At 70.1% G+C, this 17,630-nt stretch carries 20 protein-coding genes; 13 read left to right on the forward strand and 7 right to left on the reverse strand.

The genetic code is table 11. The features are described 5' to 3' along the window. Window positions 1-132: 132 nt before the first annotated feature. On the reverse strand, window positions 133-573 hold the full coding sequence (mce, locus tag QNO09_RS24720) for a methylmalonyl-CoA epimerase (protein WP_283972429.1): 441 nt from the start codon (window positions 571-573) through the stop codon (window positions 133-135). Between the two features lie 148 nt (window positions 574-721). On the opposite strand from mce, the gene QNO09_RS24725 reads away from it, so the two are divergent. After that, window positions 722-1,921, forward strand: a complete 1,200-nt coding sequence (locus QNO09_RS24725; RefSeq protein WP_283972430.1) for an acetyl-CoA C-acetyltransferase — start codon at window positions 722-724, stop codon at window positions 1,919-1,921. Between the two features lie 34 nt (window positions 1,922-1,955). Beyond that, on the forward strand, window positions 1,956-2,912 hold the full coding sequence (meaB, locus tag QNO09_RS24730; protein WP_283972431.1) for a methylmalonyl Co-A mutase-associated GTPase MeaB: 957 nt from the start codon (window positions 1,956-1,958) through the stop codon (window positions 2,910-2,912). Window positions 2,913-3,262: 350 nt separating this feature from the next. Here meaB and QNO09_RS24735 read toward each other — a convergent pair whose 3' ends face one another. Further along, a complete protein-coding gene (locus tag QNO09_RS24735) occupies window positions 3,263-3,880 on the reverse strand; it encodes a PepSY domain-containing protein (RefSeq protein WP_283972432.1) in 618 nt (205 codons plus the stop codon). A 116-nt stretch (window positions 3,881-3,996) separates the two neighbouring features. Between QNO09_RS24735 and QNO09_RS24740 the strand changes: the two genes are divergently transcribed. Then, window positions 3,997-4,665 carry a response regulator transcription factor gene (locus tag QNO09_RS24740; RefSeq protein ID WP_283972433.1) on the forward strand — a complete coding sequence of 223 codons (669 nt, stop codon included), beginning with the start codon at window positions 3,997-3,999 and terminating at the stop codon, window positions 4,663-4,665. Beyond that, on the forward strand, window positions 4,662-6,074 hold the full coding sequence (locus QNO09_RS24745; protein WP_283972434.1) for a sensor histidine kinase: 1,413 nt from the start codon (window positions 4,662-4,664) through the stop codon (window positions 6,072-6,074). The genes QNO09_RS24740 and QNO09_RS24745 overlap by 4 nt, the downstream gene beginning before the upstream one ends. A gap of 13 nt (window positions 6,075-6,087) precedes the next feature. Here QNO09_RS24745 and QNO09_RS24750 read toward each other — a convergent pair whose 3' ends face one another. The 4 genes from QNO09_RS24750 to QNO09_RS24765 all read right to left on the reverse strand — a co-directional run bounded on the left by QNO09_RS24750 (window position 6,088) and on the right by QNO09_RS24765 (window position 8,761). Beyond that, window positions 6,088-6,564, reverse strand: a complete 477-nt coding sequence (locus tag QNO09_RS24750) for a MarR family winged helix-turn-helix transcriptional regulator (protein WP_283972435.1) — start codon at window positions 6,562-6,564, stop codon at window positions 6,088-6,090. Between the two features lie 117 nt (window positions 6,565-6,681). Next, window positions 6,682-7,482 carry an AIM24 family protein gene (locus tag QNO09_RS24755; RefSeq protein WP_283972436.1) on the reverse strand — a complete coding sequence of 267 codons (801 nt, stop codon included), beginning with the start codon at window positions 7,480-7,482 and terminating at the stop codon, window positions 6,682-6,684. Further along, the gene (locus QNO09_RS24760; protein ID WP_283972437.1) at window positions 7,479-8,129 is read right to left on the reverse strand and encodes an AIM24 family protein; all 651 of its coding nucleotides are present in this window, start codon (window positions 8,127-8,129) and stop codon (window positions 7,479-7,481) included. The genes QNO09_RS24755 and QNO09_RS24760 overlap by 4 nt, the downstream gene beginning before the upstream one ends. Continuing rightward, entirely contained in the window at window positions 8,129-8,761 is a 633-nt protein-coding gene (locus QNO09_RS24765; RefSeq protein WP_283972475.1) for an AIM24 family protein, read from the reverse strand. Before QNO09_RS24765 ends, QNO09_RS24760 begins: the two co-directional genes overlap by 1 nt. Before the next feature lie 170 nt (window positions 8,762-8,931). On the opposite strand from QNO09_RS24765, the gene QNO09_RS24770 reads away from it, so the two are divergent. From QNO09_RS24770 to icmA, 5 genes are all read left to right on the forward strand, one after another. Next, window positions 8,932-9,276 carry a DUF3817 domain-containing protein gene (locus tag QNO09_RS24770; protein WP_283972438.1) on the forward strand — a complete coding sequence of 115 codons (345 nt, stop codon included), beginning with the start codon at window positions 8,932-8,934 and terminating at the stop codon, window positions 9,274-9,276. After that, window positions 9,273-9,566 carry an MTH1187 family thiamine-binding protein gene (locus tag QNO09_RS24775; RefSeq protein WP_030854324.1) on the forward strand — a complete coding sequence of 98 codons (294 nt, stop codon included), beginning with the start codon at window positions 9,273-9,275 and terminating at the stop codon, window positions 9,564-9,566. The genes QNO09_RS24770 and QNO09_RS24775 overlap by 4 nt, the downstream gene beginning before the upstream one ends. 94 nt (window positions 9,567-9,660) lie before the next feature. After that, window positions 9,661-10,170 carry a MarR family winged helix-turn-helix transcriptional regulator gene (locus QNO09_RS24780; protein ID WP_283972439.1) on the forward strand — a complete coding sequence of 170 codons (510 nt, stop codon included), beginning with the start codon at window positions 9,661-9,663 and terminating at the stop codon, window positions 10,168-10,170. A gap of 43 nt (window positions 10,171-10,213) precedes the next feature. Further along, a complete protein-coding gene (locus QNO09_RS24785) occupies window positions 10,214-10,552 on the forward strand; it encodes a DUF3817 domain-containing protein (protein ID WP_283972440.1) in 339 nt (112 codons plus the stop codon). A gap of 118 nt (window positions 10,553-10,670) precedes the next feature. Next, on the forward strand, window positions 10,671-12,371 hold the full coding sequence (icmA, locus tag QNO09_RS24790; RefSeq protein WP_283972441.1) for a coenzyme B12-dependent isobutyryl-CoA mutase large subunit: 1,701 nt from the start codon (window positions 10,671-10,673) through the stop codon (window positions 12,369-12,371). Window positions 12,372-12,468: 97 nt separating this feature from the next. Here the strand turns inward: icmA and QNO09_RS24795 are convergent, their stop codons facing one another. Further along, complete coding sequence (locus tag QNO09_RS24795) at window positions 12,469-13,080, reverse strand: TetR/AcrR family transcriptional regulator (protein ID WP_283972442.1); 612 nt, start codon at window positions 13,078-13,080, stop codon at window positions 12,469-12,471. A 235-nt stretch (window positions 13,081-13,315) separates the two neighbouring features. Here QNO09_RS24795 and QNO09_RS24800 point away from each other — a divergent pair, with 235 nt between their 5' ends. The 4 genes from QNO09_RS24800 to QNO09_RS24815 all read left to right on the forward strand — a co-directional run bounded on the left by QNO09_RS24800 (window position 13,316) and on the right by QNO09_RS24815 (window position 17,595). After that, entirely contained in the window at window positions 13,316-14,290 is a 975-nt protein-coding gene (locus QNO09_RS24800) for a tetratricopeptide repeat protein (RefSeq protein WP_283972443.1), read from the forward strand. Between the two features lie 621 nt (window positions 14,291-14,911). Then, complete coding sequence (locus QNO09_RS24805) at window positions 14,912-15,544, forward strand: DUF6230 family protein (protein WP_283972444.1); 633 nt, start codon at window positions 14,912-14,914, stop codon at window positions 15,542-15,544. A 118-nt stretch (window positions 15,545-15,662) separates the two neighbouring features. Beyond that, window positions 15,663-16,226: a DUF6114 domain-containing protein gene (locus tag QNO09_RS24810; protein WP_283972445.1), complete on the forward strand. Its 564-nt coding sequence runs from the start codon at window positions 15,663-15,665 to the stop codon at window positions 16,224-16,226. Continuing rightward, the gene (locus QNO09_RS24815) at window positions 16,216-17,595 is read left to right on the forward strand and encodes a hypothetical protein (protein ID WP_283972446.1); all 1,380 of its coding nucleotides are present in this window, start codon (window positions 16,216-16,218) and stop codon (window positions 17,593-17,595) included. Before QNO09_RS24810 ends, QNO09_RS24815 begins: the two co-directional genes overlap by 11 nt. The last annotated feature ends 35 nt before the right edge of the window (window positions 17,596-17,630 follow it).

The following is a 17,630-nucleotide window of genomic DNA, read 5'->3' on the forward strand; positions in this document are numbered from 1 at the left end:
GCGCAGGCTGCTGCCCCGACGCTCGTCCCCCGAAACCCGGACCCCGGTGGTCCTGCCGTCGCACGGCGGGACCGCGGTCACCCTGGTTGAGCGGCGACCGCCCCCAACCCTACCGGCCCCTTTGTACGAGGGTCAGTGCTCAGGTGACTCAACAGGCGCCGAAGTGACCAGTTCTGTCAGTACGCCATGACAGTCCTTGGGGTGCAGGAAGGTGATCCGTGACCCCATGGAACCGCGTCGCGGCTCTTCGTACAGCACGCGTACGCCCTTGCCCTTGATCTCATCGGCGTCCCCGTCGACGTCCGCCGTACCGAAAGCGATGTGGTGGACGCCCTCGCCGTTCTTGGCGAGCCACTTCGCGACGGTGGAGTCCTCTCGGGTGGGCTCCAGGAGCTGCAGGTAGGTGGCGCCGCCGTCGGACGTCTCGTTGATCTTGAGCATGGCCTCCCGCACGCCCTGCTCCTCGTTGACCTCGGAGTGATACACCTCGAAGCCGTAGGTGGCACGGTAGAACTCGACGGTCTTGTCGAGGTCGAAACAGGCGATTCCGATGTGGTCGATTCGCGTCAGCATGGATTCAGTGCAGCGCTCCGACGGTGGTTACGCAACGTGCGCGCGATCACACCGACAGCCCGATGACGGGGTGGAGTACCGGTCAGTACATTCGAAGTAAACCCTCGTTCACTCCTCGGCTGTGCAGCCGGTAAGGGGATCGCAGCTCATGTCTTCTGCCACGACCAGTTCGGTGATCGTCTCGGGGGCGCGTACGCCCATGGGGCGGTTGCTCGGATCGCTGAAGTCCTTCTCCGGAGCCGACCTCGGCGGCTTCGCGATCAAGGCCGCCCTCGACCGTGCGGGGATCGGCGGCGACCAGGTGCAGTACGTGATCATGGGCCAGGTGCTCCAGGCCGGAGCGGGTCAGATCCCGGCCCGCCAGGCCGCCGTCAAGGCCGGCATCCCGATGAACGTGCCGGCGCTGACCATCAACAAGGTGTGCCTGTCGGGCCTCGACGCCATCGCGCTCGCGGACCAGCTCATCCGTGCGGGTGAGTTCGACGTGGTCGTCGCCGGTGGTCAGGAGTCCATGACCAACGCCCCGCACCTGCTGCCGAAGTCCCGTGAGGGTTACAAGTACGGCGCCGTCCAGATGCTCGACGCCATGGCCCTCGACGGTCTGACCGACTCCTTCGACGGCGTCGCCATGGGCGAGTCGACCGAGAAGCACAACACCCGCCTCGGCATCGCGCGGCCCGAGCAGGACGAGATCGCCGCCCTGTCGCACCAGCGGGCCGCCGCCGCGCAGAAGAACGGCCTGTTCGAGGCCGAGATCACGCCCGTGGAGATCCCGCAGCGCAAGGGCGACCCGGTGCTCTTCAGCAAGGACGAGGGCATCCGCGGCGACACCACCGCCGAGTCCCTGGGCAAGCTGCGTCCGGCCTTCGCCAAGGACGGCACGATCACCGCCGGTTCCGCCTCGCAGATCTCCGACGGCGCCGCCGCCGTCGTGGTGATGAGCAAGGCCAAGGCCCAGGAGCTCGGCCTGGAGTGGATCGCCGAGATCGGGGCGCACGGCAACGTGGCCGGGCCGGACAACTCGCTCCAGTCGCAGCCGTCCAACGCGATCCTGCACGCGCTGAAGAAGGAGGGCCTGGAGGTCTCGGACCTCGACCTCATCGAGATCAACGAGGCGTTCGCGGCCGTCGCCGTGCAGTCCATGAAGGACCTCGGCGTGTCCACCGAAAAGGTGAATGTCAACGGTGGTGCCATTGCCCTGGGTCACCCGATCGGGATGTCCGGCGCGCGTCTCGTGCTGCATCTCGCGCTGGAGCTGAAGCGGCGCGGCGGCGGCGTGGGCGCGGCCGCGCTGTGCGGTGGCGGCGGGCAGGGCGACGCGCTCATCGTGCGCGTGCCCAAGGCCTGATTTCCGGTACGTCCCTGATCTGAACGGAGCTGTGATGCAGGACGTCTCCACGCTGGTGGCCCAGGCCAGGGAAGGGCGGCCCCGGGCCGTGGCCCGGCTGATCTCCCTGGTGGAGGGGGCGTCCCCGCAGCTGCGGGAGGTCATGGAGGCGCTCGCGCCCCTGACCGGCGGCGCGTACGTGGTGGGGCTGACCGGGTCGCCGGGCGTCGGCAAGTCGACGTCGACCTCGGCGCTGGTCAGCGCCTACCGCAAGCAGGACAAGCGGGTCGGCGTGCTCGCCGTCGACCCGTCGTCCCCGTTCTCGGGCGGTGCGCTGCTCGGGGACCGGGTGCGGATGTCGGAGCACGCGTCCGACCCGGGCGTGTACATCCGCTCGATGGCCACGCGCGGGCATCTGGGCGGGCTGGCCTGGTCCGCCCCCCAGGCGATCCGGGTCCTGGACGCGGCCGGCTGCGACGTGATCCTCGTCGAGACGGTGGGTGTGGGGCAGTCGGAGGTGGAGATCGCCTCGCAGGCGGACACCTCGGTCGTGCTGCTCGCGCCGGGGATGGGCGACGGGATCCAGGCGGCCAAGGCCGGGATCCTGGAGATCGGCGACGTGTACGTCGTGAACAAGGCCGACCGGGACGGGGCGGACGCGACGGCCCGCGAGCTGAACCACATGCTGGGGCTGGGAGAGGCCCGGGGGCCGGGCGACTGGCGTCCGCCGATCGTGAAGACGGTGGCCGCGCGGGGTGAGGGCACCGACGAGGTCGTCGAGGCGCTGGAGAAGCACCGTGCCTGGATGGAGGAGCGGGGCGTCCTCGCGGAGCGGCGTCTGTCCCGGGCGTCCCGGGAGGTCGAGACGATCGCGGTGACGGCGTTGCGCGAGCGGATCGGCGACCTGCACGGAGACCGCCGCCTCGGGGCGCTCGCCGAACGGATCGTGTCCGGGGAACTGGATCCGTACCGGGCGGCTGATGAGCTGGTGACGGGGTTGACGGAGGGCTGAGCGGGGGTGCGGCGGGGTGCGGCGGTGCCTGCGGCGGCTTGTGGCTGCTTCGGTGGGGGTGCGCGTCTTCGCCTGACGCCGGGCGGTGGGTCGGGGCCGCGCCGGGGGGTGTCCGTCCTCGGAACGGAGCGATGGGGTCTCACGCCGACCGACTGGCGTTGACGCGCCAACCGCTGCGGGCGGACACCCCCCGACCACGGCCCCTTCTCGCCGTACGCGGGTGCACGTCCGGGGGGCGGGCCTGTGCCTCACGAAGGCTCGTGGCTGCTCGATGTCTCGGCGGCACCCCGCTCCGCCGGGCTGCTTGACGCCCGGCGTCAGCTCGGACGCCGGGCGGTCGGAATCAACGGTCAGTCCTGGTCGTCGTCCTGGTCGTCCGCGCGGTCCGCCGTGACCTTGCCCGTCTTGAGGTCGACCTTCCAGTCCTGCTCGGCGCCGCCGGACTTGTGCGTCTCGGCCTCCCAGGACTTGCCCTTGCCGTCCTCGTCGAGGTCGACGGACGTCACCACGCCCTTGCCGGCGGCGGCCTTCGCGGCCTCTTCCGCCGTCACGGAGGAGCCCTTCAGGGCCGCACGCACCTGCGCCGTGTCGTCCTCGTCGTCGGCGTGCGCGCCGAGGACCCTGCCGTCGGCCGGGTCGACGCTCACGCTGTGCCAGGTGCTGTCGCCCGACAGGACGTCGATCTGCCAGACCACCTTGTCGCTGTCGTCCTCGTCGTCCAGCTCGGCGGAGACGGCCGTGCCCGCGGTGTGCTTCAGCGCGGAGGCGATCGCCTCGGACGCGGTGACCTTCGAAGAAGCCGCCCGGGCGTCGTCGCCGTCGTCCCGCACGTCGTCGTTCTGCGGCCGGGTGTCGGCCGCCTGCCGCGCCGACCCTCCGTCGTCACCGCTGGTCGCGAGAGCCGTGGCCGTACCGCCTCCGATCAGCGCGGCGGCGGTCACAGCGGCGATCACGATGTTGCGCTTCATGCGGGTTCCTCCCGAGTCGTTTGGTTTTCGATGTCTTCGACTCTGGCGGATCGAGGCTGAGAGGAAGCTGAAGCCCCCTGAAGGGATCTTCAGGTTGCTTTTGCCACTCTTTACGCATGCGCCTGTTGATCGTGGAGGACGAGAAGCGGCTGGCCCTGTCGCTGGCCAGGGGCCTGACGGCCGAGGGGTACGCCGTGGACGTCGTCCACGACGGACGGGAGGGCCTGCACCGGGCCTCTGAGGGGGCGTACGACCTGGTCGTCCTCGACATCATGCTGCCCGGCCTCAACGGCTACCGGGTCTGCGCCGCCCTGCGCGCCGCCGGGCACGACGTGCCGATCCTGATGCTGACGGCCAAGGACGGCGAGTACGACGAGGCCGAAGGGCTGGACACCGGCGCGGACGACTATCTGACCAAGCCGTTCTCGTACGTCGTGCTCGTCGCCCGGATCAAGGCGCTGCTGCGGCGGCGCGGACAGGGCGCGGGGGCCTCCCCGGTGCATGTGCACGGCGACCTGAAGGTGGACACCGCGGCCCGGCGGGTGTTTCTGGGCGAGGACGAGATCGCCCTCACCGCCAAGGAGTTCTCCGTGCTGGAGCAGCTCGTGCTGCGGGCCGGCGAGGTCGTGTCCAAGTCCGAGATCCTGGAGCACGTCTGGGACTTCGCGTTCGAGGGTGATCCGAACATCGTCGAGGTGTACGTCAGCACGCTGCGGCGGAAGCTGCGCGCGGGGCTGATCCGGACCGTGCGCGGGGCCGGGTACCGGCTGGAGACGTCGCCGTGAGGCGGCTGTTCGGGTCCGTGCGGGCGCGGGCCACGCTGGGGGCGACGCTCGTGGTCGCGGTGGCGCTCGTCGCGGCCGGGGCCGCCGTGCTGCTGTCCCTGCGCTCGAACCTGATCGGCGAGGCCGGTACACAGGCGGAGCGCTCCGCCCGGGCGGTCGCCTCCGAGCTCGCCGCCGGGACGCCGTACGACAAGCTCTCGGGCCTGGACGGCGACGACGGGCCGGTGCAGGTCCTGGACGAGCACCGGCGGCTGGTCGCGGCCAGTGAGGATCTGCAGCGGATCAGCGGGACGGACACCGGCCGGGTGAAGCCGCAGCCGGCGGCGAAGCCTTCCGGGGACGACGACGATGACGACGCGGAGGACGTCGGCGAGGCCCTCGAACCGGGTGAGATCTCCGGGGAGACCGTCTTCAGCAACGGGTCCGCGACGATCGACGGGGAGGCGCAGGACTACCGGTTCGCCGCCGTCGAGGTGGAGACCCACGACCGGGGGCAGCTCACGGTCTACGCCGGTTCCCCGCTGGCCGCCGAGCACGGGGCCGTGCGGACCGCGCTGACGGTGATGCTGATCGGATTCCCCCTGCTCCTCGGTGTCGTCGCGGGCGTGACCTGGCTGGTCACCCGGCGGGCCCTGCGGCCCGTGGAGGGGATCCGGCGTGAGATGGCCGCGATCACCCGGTCCGAGGACCTCGCGCGGCGCGTTCCCGAGCCGGACACGCACGACGAGATCGCCCGGCTCGCCAGCACGACCAACGAGACGCTCGCGGCACTGGAGACGTCCGTGGAGCGGCAGCGGCGCTTCGTCGCCGACGCCTCCCACGAGCTGCGCAGCCCGATCGCCTCGCTGCGGACGCAACTGGAGGTGGCCGCCGCGCACCCCGAGCTGCTGGACCTCGACGGGGCCGTGGAGGACACCGTCCGGCTCCAGCGGCTGGCGGCCGACCTGCTGCTGCTCGCCCGGCTGGACGCGGGGGAGCGGCGGGGCGACACGAAGGTGGACCTCGCCGGGCTCGCCCGGGAGGCGGCCGAGGGGCGGCCGGGTGTCACCGTGGACGCGGAGCCGGTGGAGGTGTCCGGGTCACGCGGGCAGTTGGGGCGGGTGCTCGCCAATCTGCTCGACAACGCCGAGCGGCATGCCCGGTCGGCCGTCACCGTGAGCGTGCGGCGCGCGGGGGACCGGGCCGTGGTCGGGGTGGCGGACGACGGCGACGGGGTGCCCGAGGGCGACCGGGAGAGGATCTTCGAGCGGTTCGTGCGCCTGGACGACGCCCGCAGCCGCGACGACGGCGGGGCTGGGCTGGGGCTCGCCATCGCCCGGGACGTCGCCGTGCGGCACGGCGGCACGCTCACCGCCGGACGGGGGCCGGCAGGCGGAGCCCTGTTCGAACTCCGCCTGCCGCTCGCCTAGCCGGGCGCCGCGGTCACGGGCGCCCGCGCTGCCCGCGCAGGTGCTCCGCGATGGGCTTGAGGGACTTGTCGAGTTCGGTCAGGGCCTCGGGGGACAGCAGGTCGATGAAGTGCCTGCGCACGGACGCCACATGCTGGGGCGCGACCTTCTGCATCGTCGCCATGCCGTGGTCGGTCAGGACCGCGTAGAGCCCCCGGCGGTCCGACTCGCAGTTCTCCCGCCGGACCAGGTTCGCGTTCTCCATACGCGTGATCTGGTGTGAAAGGCGGCTCTTGGACTGGAGGGTGGCGGAGGCGAGGTCGCTCATCCGCATCCTGTGGTCCTCGGACTCGGAGAGATTCACCAGGATCTCGTAGTCGTTCATTGTCAGGCCGAACGGCTGCAGGTCCTTCTCGAGCTGGTACGTCAACAGCCTGTTGACCTCCAGGTGGGTGCGCCAGGCGCACTGCTCCGCATCGGTCAGCCAGCGGGTGGCCGTCTCGGTCTCCATGAATGAAGTCTACCTAAAAGGTTGAAAGGCGAACTAGTGAGGGGTGGCGTGTGACCGCGTACACCTGGGCGAACAGTAGTGCGCAGGCGTTCGATGTCACACTCCGCAGACTACCGCTCACAGCCCGAAGCGACGCTGGAGGTCCCCGAGCTGTCCGGGAAGACGCGGTACCCCGGACTGCCCGGCCTGAGGGCTGTGCGCCCCGCCGCCGGGCACGCCCGCCTGGTGCGGAACGGCCCCGGTGGCGTGCTCGGCCATCAGGGTCTCCGACGACTGGAGCAGCACCGTCCCGGCGCCGACGAACTCGAACTGGTGCTCCTCGCCGGATGCCCCGCCGAGGCCCGTCAGTGCACGTAGACCGCCCATGACGCCGGTCATGTATCCGTGGTCGTAGTGGTGGCACGGGGAGGGGCAGTCGGCCCAGCCGACCAGGGCCTGAGGGTCGACCCGGATCGGGGGCTCCATGAACACCACCGGGCCGTTCGAAGCGGCCACGAACTTTCCGGTTCCGATGAGGGTCAGAAAACCCGGCACGATTGATTGCTTCAGTGACAGAGTTGGCTGAAAAGCGAGGAGGTTGCCCGAGCGAATGGTCAGGTTGCCCTCTTCGAGGTCGTACGAATTGACGTCGAAGGCCCGGTCGGCGAGGAGCATCTTGCCCGAGCCCTCCGCCACGACCCAGTCGCTCGCGTGCAGTGGCGAATGGAAGGACGTGCGGACGAGACGGTCCAGACGGCCGTGTCCGACACCGTTGAAGTCGATCGAGCCGTAGTAGGCGATCATCTTCCCCTTCTGCAGGAACCACTGGCTCCCCTTGAGCTCCACGCAGAAGGTGTACGCGTTGACGTTGTCGTCGGGCGGCAGCGTCGCCGGGTCGAAGACCACGGGGCCGGCGCCGGGGCTTCCGTACGTGCTCACAGCTTCTCCTCCGACGCCTGGACGTACACCGCACCGCTGCCGCTGAGCTCCAGCTGGAACGCCTCGCCCGAGCCGCGGCCCACCATGTCCCGCCAGCCCAGGGCCGTGGACAGCCTGTTGCGGACGTCGCCGTGGTGGGCGACGTAGGCCTGCGGGTCCACATGGACCGGCCGCTGCGGGCTGATCGGGATCTCGATGACGCCGCCGTGGGCCATCACCGCGACGGCCCCGTGCCCCTTCAGCGTCGTCGTGAAGAGCCCCTGGCCGCTGACCTGGCCGCGCACCATGCCCATGACGCCGCCCTGTGAGCCCAGGAACATCGTGCCCTGCTGGAGCGAACCCTCGAAGGCCAGGAGGCGGTCCGCCTCGACGTAGAGCGTGTCGCCGGTGAGCCGGATCACCTGCACGTGGTGCCCGCCGTGCCCGAAGAGGACCGTGCCACTGCCCTCGACGGTCATCAGGGGGGTGTCCTCGTCGGCGACGCGGCGGCCGATCATCGACATGATCCCGCCCTGGCCGCCCGCCGTGTTGGGCGTGAAGGACACCTCGCCCTTGTATGCGAGCATCGCGCCGCGCTGACTGAACAGCCGTTGCCCCGGTGTGACCGTCGCCTCGATCATCCTGCCGTTGATCTCCCGGAAGGCCATCACACGTCTCCCGCGATCGTGTTCCGCTCGCTCGGCTGCACGTACACCAGACCGTCCCCCTCGAACCGCATCTGGAAGGCCTCGCCGCCGCCCTCGCCGAGCAGTGTGCGGAACGTCACGCCGGACTGGAAGGACTGCCGCAGATTCCCCTGGTGCGCCACGTACGCCCCCGGGTCGACGGTCAGCGGGTACTGCGCGCTCACCCGCAGCACCACCGCCGGGCCGTCCGACATGATCGCCGCCTGGCCGTGGCCCTCGACGGTCGTCGTGAACAGCCCGTTGCCCTGCGAGGCGCCGCGCAGACCGGTGAACTCCGTGCCCGTGCGCAGCCCGCCGTCGGTCGCGAGCAGGTTGCTCGACTCGACGTAGAGCTTGTCGCCCCGGACGCCGACCAGGTTGATCTCGGAGGCGCGGTCCGCGAACCAGCAGGTCCCGTGCCCCTTCACCTCCATCAACGTCATCTGCTCACCGGTCAGCCGCCGGGTCACCATGCCCCGGATGCCCTCGCCGCCGCCGCTGAGCTTCTTGAAAGCCATCTCCCCGTCGTACGCGACCATCGAGCCGTTCTTCGCCTTCACGGCATCCCCGGTCATGTCGACGGCGAGCACCTTGCTGCTCTGAAGTCGGAACATCGCCACGAGGGGACGGTATCCGCAGGCCGGGCCCCGCGGACAGGGCCCGTGGGCGGAGAACGTCCCTGAGCGCACCCCTAGGGGTCCGGGACCCCTAGGGGTTTGCCACAATGGGCGGGACGCTTGTGCGTGCGTTCACAAACCCGTTTCTCTCCCACCGAAGGTGACCCGTGGACCTCAAGACCGCCACCGCCATCCGCCGCCTCCGCCTGGTCTCGGCCCCGGAGGCGATCTCGTTCCTCCTCCTGCTGGTCTGCTCGGTCCTGAAGCGGACCACGGACTTCAACGCCGTGCCGGTGATGGGCATGGTGCACGGGGTGCTGTTCATCCTGTACGTGATCTTCTGGGCCGACGCGTGGAACCGCGCGAAGTGGTCGCTGAAGACCGCCGCGCTGTACTTCGTCCTCTCGGTGCTGCCCGCCGGCGGGTTCTTCGCCGAGCGCAGGCTGCGGCGTGAGGCCGACGACGCGGTCATCGCGTCCCGTGCCCGCGAGGAAGGCGTGGTGAAGGCGTGATCGTCGCCTTCTCCGTGACGCCGCTCGGGGTCGGCGAGGACGTGGGGGAGTACGTCGCCGACGCCGTGCGGGTGGTGCGCGAGTCGGGGCTGCCGAACCGGACCGACGCGATGTTCACCTCCGTGGAAGGAGAGTGGGACGAGGTCATGGACGTCGTCCGCCGCGCGGTCGCCGCGGTCGAGCGGCGTGCCCCTCGGGTCTCCCTGGTCCTCAAGGCGGACATCCGCCCCGGTGTGACGGACGGCCTCACGTCCAAGGTGGAGACGGTGGAGCGGCACCTCGCCGAATAGGCCCCCGAGAGCGGTGTCGACGACGCGGACCGCCGCACGCCCGAAGGGCGAGACAGGGCTGACCACCATGTGACCGGCCGGTAGGGTCGGGTTCGTGCCGAAGCCGCTCAGTCTCTCCTTCGATCCGATCGCGCGCGCCGACGAACGCTGGAAGCAGCGGTGGGGAAACGTGCCCTCGATGGCCGCGATCACCTCGATCATGCGTGCCCAGCAGATCCTCCTCGCCGAGGTCGACGCCGTGGTCAGGCCGTACGGGCTGACGTTCGCGCGCTACGAGGCGCTGGTGCTGCTCACCTTCTCCAAGTCCGGCGAGCTGCCGATGTCCAAGATCGGTGAGCGGCTCATGGTGCATCCCACGTCCGTGACGAACACCGTGGACCGACTGGTCAGGTCGGGTCTGGTCGCCAAGCGGCCCAATCCGAACGACGGCCGCGGCACCCTCGCCAGCATCACCGACAAGGGCCGCGAGGTCGTCGAGGCGGCCACCCGGGACCTGATGGCGATGGACTTCGGGCTCGGCGTGTACGACGCCGAGGAGTGCGCGGAGATCTTCGCGATGCTGCGACCGCTGCGCGTGGCGGCGGGCGACTTCGAGGAGGAGTGACCCGGGGCAGGATCTCCCGGAACGGGTCGTTACGCTCGACGGCATGAAGAAGAGCGTGCTGACCCGCTATCGCGTGATGGCCTACGTCACCGGCGTACTGCTGGTCCTGCTGACCCTCGGCATGATCGGCAAGTATGTGCTCGACCTGAACGGCGCGGCCGATTTCACGCGCGTCGTCAGCATCGCGCACGGCTGGCTGTACGTCGTGTACCTGATCTTCGCCTTCGACCTCGGTTCCAAGGCGAAGTGGCCGGTGGGCAAGCAGCTGTGGGTGCTGCTCGCCGGAACCATCCCGACGGCCGCGTTCTTCGTGGAGCGCCGGATCAGCCACGAGCTGGAGTCCCGGATCACCGAGGACGCGCCCGCGCCCGCCGAGGCGTAACCGCGCGCGGGCGCAGCGACCGCCGTACGCGCGCGTGTGGCGGTCGGTCTCACCCGTTCGCCGGGTCACGACCGTCAGCCATCGACATTTACTAGGACGTCCAAGTAAATTCGGGAGTATGGACGCTGACGCCATCGAGGAGGGCCGCCGCCGCTGGCAGGCCCGGTACGACGCCGCGCGTAAGCGCGAGGCCGACTTCACCACGCTCTCCGGCGACGCCGTGGAGCCGGTGTACGGGCCGCGGCCCGGTGACACCTACGACGGGTTCGACCGGATCGGCTGGCCGGGGGAGTACCCCTTCACCCGCGGCCTGTACGCGACCGGCTACCGAGGGCGGACGTGGACCATCCGGCAGTTCGCCGGGTTCGGCAACGCCGAGCAGACCAACGAGCGCTACAAGATGATCCTGCGCAACGGCGGAGGCGGGCTCTCGGTCGCCTTCGACATGCCGACCCTCATGGGCTGCGACTCCGACGACCCGCGCTCGCTGGGCGAGGTCGGGCACTGCGGTGTCGCCATCGACTCGGCGGCCGACATGGAGGTCCTGTTCAAGGACATCCCGCTGGGCGACGTCACGACGTCGATGACCATCAGCGGCCCGGCCGTCCCCGTCTTCTGCATGTACCTGGTCGCCGCCGAACGGCAGGGCGTCGACCCGTCCGTGCTCAACGGCACGCTCCAGACGGACATCTTCAAGGAGTACATCGCCCAGAAGGAGTGGCTGTTCCAGCCCGAGCCGCACCTGCGGCTCATCGGCGACCTGATGGAGCACTGCGCGGCCGGCATCCCCGACTACAAGCCGCTGTCCGTCTCCGGCTACCACATCCGCGAGGCCGGGTCGACGGCCGCACAGGAGCTGGCGTACACGCTGGCGGACGGCTTCGGGTACGTCGAGCTGGGCCTCTCGCGCGGACTGGACGTGGACGTCTTCGCCCCCGGCCTGTCCTTCTTCTTCGACGCCCACGTCGACTTCTTCGAGGAGATCGCCAAGTTCCGCGCGGCCCGCCGCATCTGGGCCCGCTGGATGCGCGACGTCTACGGCGCGAAGTCCGAGAAGGCGCAGTGGCTCCGCTTCCACACCCAGACCGCGGGCGTCTCCCTCACCGCGCAGCAGCCGTACAACAACGTCGTACGGACGGCGGTGGAGGCGCTGGCGGCCGTGCTCGGCGGGACGAACTCGCTGCACACCAACGCGCTCGACGAGACCCTCGCCCTGCCGAGCGAGCAGGCGGCGGAGATCGCGCTGCGCACGCAGCAAGTGCTGATGGAGGAGACCGGCGTGGCCAACGTGGCCGACCCGCTGGGCGGCTCCTGGTACGTCGAGCAATTGACCGACCGCATCGAGGCGGACGCGGAGAAGATCTTCGAGCAGATCAAGGAGCGCGGACTGCGGGCGCACCCCGACGGGAAGCACCCCATCGGACCGATCACCTCCGGCATCCTGCGCGGGATCGAGGACGGCTGGTTCACCGGGGAGATCGCCGAATCGGCGTTCCGGTACCAGCAGGCGCTGGAGAAGGGCGACAAGAGGGTCGTCGGCGTCAACTGCCACACCGGGTCGGTGACCGGGGATCTGGAGATCCTGCGGGTCAGCCACGAGGTGGAGCGTGAGCAGGTCCGGGCGCTGGGCGGGCGGAAGGCGGCCCGTGACGAGGCCGCGGTGCGCACCGCCCTGGAGGCCATGCTGGCCGCCGCCCGCGGCGGCGCCAACATGATCGAGCCGATGCTGGACGCGGTGCGCGCGGAAGCCACGCTCGGGGAGATCTGCGGAGTGCTGCGGGACGAGTGGGGGGTCTACACCGAGCCCGCCGGGTTCTGACCCGGGGCCTGTCGTCCGGATCGGGCCGGCTGTGAGGCTCGCCTCCCACGGGGCGACCCGAGCGTCGCGACGCCGGGATGAACGACGGGCCGCGGCACTAGTTTCCCAGCCCTCGCACCAGCACCCTGGTGAAGCCGCGGACCCATTCCTCGTCCGCCGGTTCCGCGCTCACCAGGGTGCGGTGGACCACCGCTCCCGCCACGATGTCGAAGATCAGGTCCACCGTGCGGGCGGCCGACGCGGGGTCCGGTTCCGGCGGGAGCTCGCCCCGTTCCTGGGCCCGCGCGCGGCCCTCCAGGACCAGGCGTTTCTGGCGGTCGACGACCGAGGCCCGGATGCGTTCGCGCAGGGCCTCGTCGCGGGTGGCCTCCGCCACCACCGCCATCAGGCCGCTCCTCGCCTCCGGGAGCGCCAGGATCGCGGCGAACTGGAGGACCACGCCCTCGATGTCGGCGGCCAGGGAGCCGCGGTCGGGGAGTCGCAGCTCGTCGAAGAGTTCCGCCACCGCGTCGACGACCAGTTCGTTCTTGCCCGCCCAGCGACGGTAGAGCGTGGTCTTCGCAACCCCGGCGCGCGTCGCCACGTCTCCCAGGGTGAGCTTGGACCAGCCCAGTTCCACGAGAGCCTCGCGGGTCGCGGCCAGGATCGCGGCGTCCGCCGTGGCGCTGCGCGGACGCCCCGTGCGGCTGGCTGGGCTGCGGCTCTGCATCTGCCGACCATAAACCGGCGGTTCCCGCGCGGCCGTGAGGGAGATCACCGGGGGGTGGTGTCCCGCGCGGGCGGAGGGGCATTACGCTACGACTCGTAGCGAAAGCCCGTGAGGGACGTACACGGGCCTTGGCACACCCGGCGTGGGGTGGGGACCCGGCGCCGAAAGGCACCGGACCGGCCTTGCGTTCACACCGTTTTTCACACGCGCGCGCAGTACGGGGGAGGATAGGCGCATGCAGCCACGGAACATGTCCATGAGCGGAGTCGTCGACCTCGCCGCGGTGAAGGCGGCCCAGGAGGCCAAGGCGAAGGCGGAGCAGGCGCGCGCACAAGCAGCCCGGGAGGGCGGTACGGGGGCGATCTCCCCGGCCGACCTCGTCATCGACGTCGATGAGGCGGGGTTCGAGCGGGAGGTCCTGCAGCGGTCCGCCGAGGTGCCGGTCGTCATCGACTTCTGGGCCGAGTGGTGTGAGCCCTGCAAGCAGCTCAGCCCGGTGCTGGAGCGGCTGGCCGTCGAGTACAACGGCCGCATTCTGCTCGCCAAGATCGACGTCGACGCCAACCAGATGCTGATGCAGCAGTTCGGCATCCAGGGAATCCCCGCGGTGTTCGCGGTCGTCGCGGGTCAGGCGCTGCCGCTCTTCCAGGGAGCGGCGGGCGAGGCGCAGATCCGCCAGACCCTCGACCAGCTGGTGCAGGTCGGTGAGCAGCGCTTCGGCCTGACCGGTCTCAGCGTCGACCCCGAGGCCGAGCCGGGCGGTGCCCCGTCGGCCCCCGAGCGTCCGGCCGGTCCGCACGACGGGCTCCTCGAGGCCGCCGTGCAGGCGCTCGACTCGGGCGACCTGTCCGGTGCCGTCCAGGCGTACAAGAACGTGCTGACCGAGGACCCGGGCAACGAGGAAGCCACACTGGGCCTCGCACAGGCGGAGTTGCTCCAGCGGGTGCAGGGCGTCGACCCGCAGCGGGTGCGCCGGGACGCGGCCGACAAACCGGCCGATGTGCAGGCGCAGATCGCCGCCGCCGACCTGGATCTGGTGGGCGGCCATGTGGAGGACGCGTTCGGCCGGCTCATCGAGACCGTGCAGCGCACGGTGGGTGACGACCGGGACACCGTAAGGATGCGGCTGCTGGAGCTGTTCGAGGTCGTGGGGCCCGACGACCCCCGTGTGATCGCGGCGCGCAGGGCGCTGGCCCGCGCCCTGTTCTGACCAGTCGTTAAACGCGCGGGCATGTGATGCCCGCGTGAAAACTGTGCCCACAAGGGGTGACTGCGGCCGCGCTTTGCCAAATCTTGGCAATCGCGGCCGCTGTTACTGCGAGTAAGTCATGGGCGTTGATCTGTCAGATTCTGTCCATCGATCAACAGCTTTGTACGGCCGTTCGGCAGCACCCTGTGTCGCCGGTCGAGACCGATGGGTCGTTGTTCGGTTATCCGGCCGTTACTAGCGAGTAACGAACCCCCTTGTGCGGGCGGCGAGAATGCACCACGATCGGCCACGCTCGGTCCAATCCCGTACCCCGGCAGCCGGTTGGGTCGCGGGACATCCTGGGTCCCCACCGAGCAGAGCCGGCGGCAGTGGCGCCGGCTCTTGGACAGGGGGGTCTTCGCCCTTCCGGTGAAGCCTGTCCAGCAGGGTTGTGCGTGATGCGTGTCAGGCGCGACCAGTGGTTGTCGCTCGGGGGTGATCGCCGGTGATTCGGGCGCAGTTGCGCCGCCGAGTGCAGGCGCTCTCCTTCCCGAGGACGTAGCACTTCTCCCATCCCTGCCCGGCTGAGCCTCGAATCGAGGCTGGTCAGGACAGGAGATGTACGTCCGAGAAGGAGGAAATATGGAGTCCCAGGTGCGTGGCGGGACCAGATGGAAGCGGTTCGCTGTGGTCATGGTGCCCAGCGTCGCCGCCACGGCTGCGATAGGTGTCGCCCTCGCGCAGGGCGCTCTCGCCGCGTCGTTCAGTGTCTCCGGGCAGTCGTTCAAGGTCACGACCGACGAGCTCGTCGGTACGGGCTTCTCGCAGTACGGCGCCCTCGACGAGGGATACACGATGGACGGCAAGAAGGCCGTCCACCCGGTCGCGGTCTCGTCGTTCAGGTCGGCGACGATCAAGAACCTGTGCCAGTCGGTCGTCACCCCGAACATTCCGGTGCTCGGGAACGTCAGCCTGATCCTGCGTGCGGGTCAGGGCGCCACGCCGGTGGAGGCGAAGAACCTCTACATCGACGTGGCCGACCTCCGCGCCGATGCGACGTTCGAGAACATCGACATCGGTGTGGCCGCCAAGGACGCCAACAAGGGTCCGGCCATGCGGAAGGGCGAGACGGCGAACCCGTACGGCTTCGCCCAGCAGGCCGACAAGGCGACCCTGACCGACGTGGAGCAGACGGCGTGGGCCACCACCGCCGGAACCTTCAAGCTCAGCGGCCTGACGATGAAGCTGTCGACGGGTGTCAAGGAGTGCTACTAAGCACTCGATGACGGGCGGGGGAGCCGGTGGCGCCCCCGCCCGTCCACCTTCCGGCCACGCCTTCACGCGGGGCCCACATCACCACCACAGCAACGCTGTACCAGGGAGCTGTTTTTCCATGAGCGCCGAGACTCCTGCCGCCACCGGCCAGTTCACCGTCCGAAGGCAGCAGTTCCGCGCCTGGCGGGGTGAGCGGCCGTTCTGGGCCGGGCTGTTGATCCTCCTCAGTGGACTGCCCATCGCCTACTTCCCGTACGCGAACCTCCGGATCGGTCACCTGACGCTGGCGATGGCGACCACCGCGGGTGCCGGGTCCCTGATCATCGGCGTGCTGCTCGTCGTACTGGGCGTGAGCCTCTGGTTCCAGAAGCATGTCCGCGTCTTCGCGGGAGTCGCGGCGATCCTGCTGGCGCTGGTGTCCATCCCCGTGTCGAATCTCGGCGGCTTCCTCATCGGCTTCCTCCTCGCCCTCGTGGGCGGGGCGATGGCCGTGGCCTGGGCGCCGGGCGCGCGGCCCGCGGGGCATCCCGCCGCCATGGCCAGCACGGGTACGGGCGAGGTCCCCGGCGCCAAGGACCACGACACGACGGCGCCGCACCCCGTGGACGGGGTGGACGGGCCGAACGATCTGTCAGGAACGAACCCGGCCAACGGGGCGAACGGGAGGCACAGTGCCGGCTGACGAGGTGACCCACGGGGTTGATGTGGGGGCGTCCCGTGTGAGAACCGGGCCGCGCCACGCGGCACCCAAGAAGCCGCTGTTCACCAGGTTCAGCAAGCCGACCGGCAAGGCGATAGCCATGGCGGCGATGCCGACGGCGGTGCTCATGGGCATGGGCTTCACGTCGACGCTCGCCATAGCCGACAGCGACACTCCGGCGGCACCGACGTCGAAGAGCCTGACGGCCGACGAGTACAAGGACTGTGTGGCGGCCCTGGAGGACTCCGGCAAGGAATCCGACAAGGACACCGACAAGGAGTCCGCCTCGCCCACGCCGTCTCCCTCGGCGAGCGACGGCGCGACGGACGAGAAGGACGACCAGGCCGACACGGCTCCGGTGCCGTCTCCCTCGGGTGGCACGGACGCGAACAACGGCGGTTCCTCTTCGTCGGATTCAGGTTCCGACGACAAGGCCGAGCCGAAGCCGAGCCCGTCCACGAGCGCGCCCGCCACGGGGGGCGACGACGCGGAGGCCACTCCGTCCCCCTCGCCGTCCGAGAGCGGCGGCAACCTGCTGGAGGGCATCGGCGACGCGATCGGCGGCATCTTCGACGGCGGCGACAAGGGCGAGGCGAGCCCCGTCCCGACCCCGTCCGCCTCGGCGTCGCAGAGCACCGAGAAGCCGGCCGAGGACACCTCCGGCGCCGGCGAGGACACGGCCGAGAAGGCCACCGGTACGGTCGAGGACACCGTCAAGGACACCACCGGCAAGGCGTCCGACACGGTGAAGGACACCGGCAAGACGGTGGAGGACAGCACCAAGGCCGTCGAGAAGGCGGCCGAGGAAGCGGCGGAGAAGGCCGCGGAGGCGACCGCCTCGCCCAGCCCCTCCCCGAGCGCCACCACGGACCCCGACGACTGCCCGGCCGCCACCGACGCCGAGGGCGGCGTCGACAACAAGGTGCCGCTGCCCGACGACCCGTGGTTCCTCAACGCCAGCTCGCTGACGCTGAAGGGCGCCGACTACCAGGGCATCGTCGAGGTGCGGACCGCCAACGGCACCGTCAAGAAGGTGCTGAAGTACGTCATCTCCGGCGGCACCGACATCGGTGACCTGCATCAGACGGTCAAGGACAAGCAGTCCGGCAAGACCTACCACGTGCAGGCCGCCAAGGGCTCGACATCCACGATCACCGGTGGCGACACCGTGATGTACACGGAGAGCATCTCCGGCAACCTGCTCGGGCTGATCCCGATCACGTTCGACCCGGAGCACCCGCCGCCGCTGAACATCCCCCTGATCTACTTCACCAACGTGAAGGTCCAGCAGGCCGGCCAGTTCGGCGGGACCCTGCACGTGCCGGGGCTGCACAACTTCGTCACCGACTGAGAGCCCCTCAGAGCCTGTTCGGGAGCCGCACACGA

This window comes from Streptomyces sp. 378 (genome assembly GCF_030124145.1).
Lineage (GTDB): Bacteria > Actinomycetota > Actinomycetes > Streptomycetales > Streptomycetaceae > Streptomyces.

What these genes read in the sequence shown, in the direction of transcription:
- QNO09_RS24725 (WP_283972430.1), top strand. Translation starts at nt 722, where the DNA reads ATGTCTTCTGCCACGACCAGTTCGGTGATCGTCTCGGGGGCGCGTACG.
- icmA (WP_283972441.1), top strand. Translation starts at nt 10,671, where the DNA reads ATGGACGCTGACGCCATCGAGGAGGGCCGCCGCCGCTGGCAGGCCCGG.
- QNO09_RS24735 (WP_283972432.1), bottom strand. Translation starts at nt 3,880, where the DNA reads ATGAAGCGCAACATCGTGATCGCCGCTGTGACCGCCGCCGCGCTGATC.
- QNO09_RS24750 (WP_283972435.1), bottom strand. Translation starts at nt 6,564, where the DNA reads ATGGAGACCGAGACGGCCACCCGCTGGCTGACCGATGCGGAGCAGTGC.
- QNO09_RS24760 (WP_283972437.1), bottom strand. Translation starts at nt 8,129, where the DNA reads ATGGCCTTCCGGGAGATCAACGGCAGGATGATCGAGGCGACGGTCACA.
- QNO09_RS24740 (WP_283972433.1), top strand. Translation starts at nt 3,997, where the DNA reads ATGCGCCTGTTGATCGTGGAGGACGAGAAGCGGCTGGCCCTGTCGCTG.
- mce (WP_283972429.1), bottom strand. Translation starts at nt 573, where the DNA reads ATGCTGACGCGAATCGACCACATCGGAATCGCCTGTTTCGACCTCGAC.
- QNO09_RS24810 (WP_283972445.1), top strand. Translation starts at nt 15,663, where the DNA reads ATGAGCGCCGAGACTCCTGCCGCCACCGGCCAGTTCACCGTCCGAAGG.
- QNO09_RS24795 (WP_283972442.1), bottom strand. Translation starts at nt 13,080, where the DNA reads ATGCAGAGCCGCAGCCCAGCCAGCCGCACGGGGCGTCCGCGCAGCGCC.
- QNO09_RS24785 (WP_283972440.1), top strand. Translation starts at nt 10,214, where the DNA reads ATGAAGAAGAGCGTGCTGACCCGCTATCGCGTGATGGCCTACGTCACC.
- QNO09_RS24805 (WP_283972444.1), top strand. Translation starts at nt 14,912, where the DNA reads ATGGAGTCCCAGGTGCGTGGCGGGACCAGATGGAAGCGGTTCGCTGTG.
- QNO09_RS24800 (WP_283972443.1), top strand. Translation starts at nt 13,316, where the DNA reads ATGCAGCCACGGAACATGTCCATGAGCGGAGTCGTCGACCTCGCCGCG.
- QNO09_RS24765 (WP_283972475.1), bottom strand. Translation starts at nt 8,761, where the DNA reads ATGTTCCGACTTCAGAGCAGCAAGGTGCTCGCCGTCGACATGACCGGG.
- meaB (WP_283972431.1), top strand. Translation starts at nt 1,956, where the DNA reads ATGCAGGACGTCTCCACGCTGGTGGCCCAGGCCAGGGAAGGGCGGCCC.